Here is a 2,320-nt window from a genome sequence, read left to right on the forward strand (position 1 = left end):
CATGGGCGGCGCCTCAGACAACCGGCTGCCCACCGCCTACGCCGTCCACCTGCCGAAGTGACCGGGACGGTACGGGTGTTCACGAGGATGCCGGTGGGCCAGCACGTCGTGCATCTCCCGGGCGATCCGGGCGCGTTCGGCGGCTCGGGCCTGGTCGGCACGCAGCTCGCGCTCGCGGCGCAGCGCGTCGACCTGCTCATGCAGGGTGCGGATCAGCACCCGTCTGCCGTGCAGCCACAGGGCGACCGCCAGGACGGCGGCCTGGACGAGGAGTTGGGACCCGGCGGTGCCGGCCCAGCCGATCAGCGAATTCGCACCCGCCGCACTGCCCACCACGATGGCCGCGCCGCCCGCCACCGCCGGGCCGGTCCGGCCCAGGTAGGCGAGGTGGAAGACGCTGAACAGGCCGGGGAAGGCCCGGTTGAACGACCCGCCGGTGAGCACCGGCAGCACGGCCGAGGCCACCGGGTAGCGGCGGGCGAAGACGAGCGAGAGCGCGGCGAGCGCGGCAACGACCGTGCGCGGCAGGCGCAGTGGACCGTCGGAGTGCGTCCACTGGACCAACGCCTCCTCGATGCCCAGGCCGAGCACTCCGAGCAGCAACAAGGTATCGGTCCCGGCCCGGTGGTCCGGCCCGTACCAGCCGAGCACACTCCTGCGCATGACGCTCCTCCTTTCCTCTCCCCCCGCCCCGAAAGCTCTCCGCACGTTCGGTGTTCGGTACCTCGGGCTCGATGCTAGGGGCGCTCGACCGTGGAGCACCTCTGTCTTCCGGGTAACCGCACCCTCGACTTTCGTCGGGGGTCGGCGCCACTGACCGGCCGATTCGCGGCGGCCCCGTGCTGCCTAGCGTCGAGGGCATGACCAGTGAACGGCTCCACCACGGCCCCAAGTCCCTTTCCCCCCGGTACGGTTCGTCCGCCGGCGGGGACCGCCTGCTGTTCCTCGCCGAGGCCCTGCGCACCTTCCACGACACCGGCGCGCTGGCCCCGAGCGGCCCTGAGCTGGTGAACGCGCTGGTGGTACCGGTCACCAGCCGCCCGAACCGTCCGATCTCGGTGCTGGAGGTCGGCGCCGGAACGGGCGTGGTGACCCGCCGGCTCGCCCGAGTGCTGCGCCCGGGCGACCGGTTGCACGTCGTCGAGGCCAACCCGCGGTTCGCGGAGCGGCTCCGGGAGGACCCCGTCCTGGCCGCGCGCCACCCCGGCATCGGGCTGCGGCTGTCGGCCTGCCGGGTCGAGGAGCTTCCGGAGTCCCGTGCGGCGGAGCCGGAGGGGGCCCGGCCGGAGGACTGCGCGCAGCGGTACGACGCGATCGTGTCCGGGCTGCCGTTCACCAACTTCGAGCCCGCGCGGGTACGCGACATCCTCGACCTCTACCTGCGGCTGCTGGCGCCCGGCGGCGAGCTGACGTACTTCGGGTACCTCGGCACGACGACGGCGCGCACCCTCACCTCGGGCCCCCGCCGGGGCGCCCGCCACCGGGCGGTGGTGCGGCTGCTGCGGGGGTTCGAGGCGGCGTACGGCCTGGGCGAGCGCACGGTGTGGCGCAACGTGCCGCCCGCCCGTGCCTACCTGCTGCGGGCGCCGGGCGGACGCGAGGCCTGGGCGCCGGTCGGGAGCGCGGCCGGTGAGCCGACGGCCGCCGCGAAGAAGACATGGACGGAGCGGGCGGAGGCGGAGACGGAGGGGACGGGTACGGGGACGACCGGCGATCGACGGGCGGGGCGGCCCCGGTCGCCCGATGACGGACCGGGGCCGGGCCCGGCCGCGGCTCTCCGGCGGTGAGGAGCCTCGATGACCCTCTCGGTACGTGACGTGGAAGCCCGCAACCGCTTCGAGGCCTGGGAGGACGACCGGCCGACGGGCTTCGCCGAGTACCTGCGCGGCGACCAGCTGGTGGTCTATCCGCACACCGTGGTCGAGCCCGCCTTCGAGGGCCGGGGCATCGGCAGTGCGCTGGCCCGCGCGGCCCTGGACGACGCCCGCGCCCGAGGCCTGGCCGTGCTGGCGACCTGCCCCTTCATCAAGGGCTGGATGCTCCGCCACCCCGAGTTCACCGATTTCGCGTACGAGACTCGCGGCCGGGTCGCCCGCTGACGGCCGGCGGGCAGCCGTGCCGCGACCGTTCGGGCAGCTGGGGCGGGGTGGCTGATCCGGGGGGCGTTCGTCCGAACAAATGACAACAGACAGAGTTCAACTTTCAGATAACAGACGACAGCGAACAGATTTTGAAATCTGTTCGCTGTCGTGCCACAGTGGCATCCGGGCCACCCTGCCCCCGCCTCCCGGCGCCGCACCGATCGGAAGAGCGTCGGGTA

Annotated in this window: 3 protein-coding genes; 2 read left to right on the top strand and 1 reads right to left on the bottom strand. The window is 73.5% G+C overall.

The window, feature by feature from the left end:
* Nucleotides 1-36 precede the first annotated feature (36 nt).
* On the bottom strand, nucleotides 37-663 hold the full coding sequence (locus tag ACIQOV_RS37950; RefSeq protein ID WP_401055326.1) for a hypothetical protein: 627 nt from the start codon (nucleotides 661-663) through the stop codon (nucleotides 37-39).
* A gap of 197 nt (nucleotides 664-860) precedes the next feature.
* Here ACIQOV_RS37950 and ACIQOV_RS37955 point away from each other — a divergent pair, with 197 nt between their 5' ends.
* Entirely contained in the window at nucleotides 861-1,787 is a 927-nt protein-coding gene (locus ACIQOV_RS37955) for a class I SAM-dependent methyltransferase (RefSeq protein WP_401055327.1), read from the top strand.
* 9 nt (nucleotides 1,788-1,796) lie between these two features.
* Entirely contained in the window at nucleotides 1,797-2,099 is a 303-nt protein-coding gene (locus ACIQOV_RS37960) for a GNAT family N-acetyltransferase (protein WP_401055328.1), read from the top strand.
* Nucleotides 2,100-2,320 lie beyond the last annotated feature (221 nt).

Origin of the sequence: Kitasatospora sp. NPDC091257 (assembly GCF_044757675.1) — a bacterium.
GTDB lineage: Bacteria > Actinomycetota > Actinomycetes > Streptomycetales > Streptomycetaceae > Kitasatospora > Kitasatospora lactacystinica.

Excerpts from the sequence above, each read along its gene's own strand:
- ACIQOV_RS37950 (WP_401055326.1), bottom strand. The coding sequence starts at position 663 with ATGCGCAGGAGTGTGCTCGGCTGGTACGGGCCGGACCACCGGGCCGGG.
- ACIQOV_RS37955 (WP_401055327.1), top strand. The coding sequence starts at position 861 with ATGACCAGTGAACGGCTCCACCACGGCCCCAAGTCCCTTTCCCCCCGG.
- ACIQOV_RS37960 (WP_401055328.1), top strand. The coding sequence starts at position 1,797 with ATGACCCTCTCGGTACGTGACGTGGAAGCCCGCAACCGCTTCGAGGCC.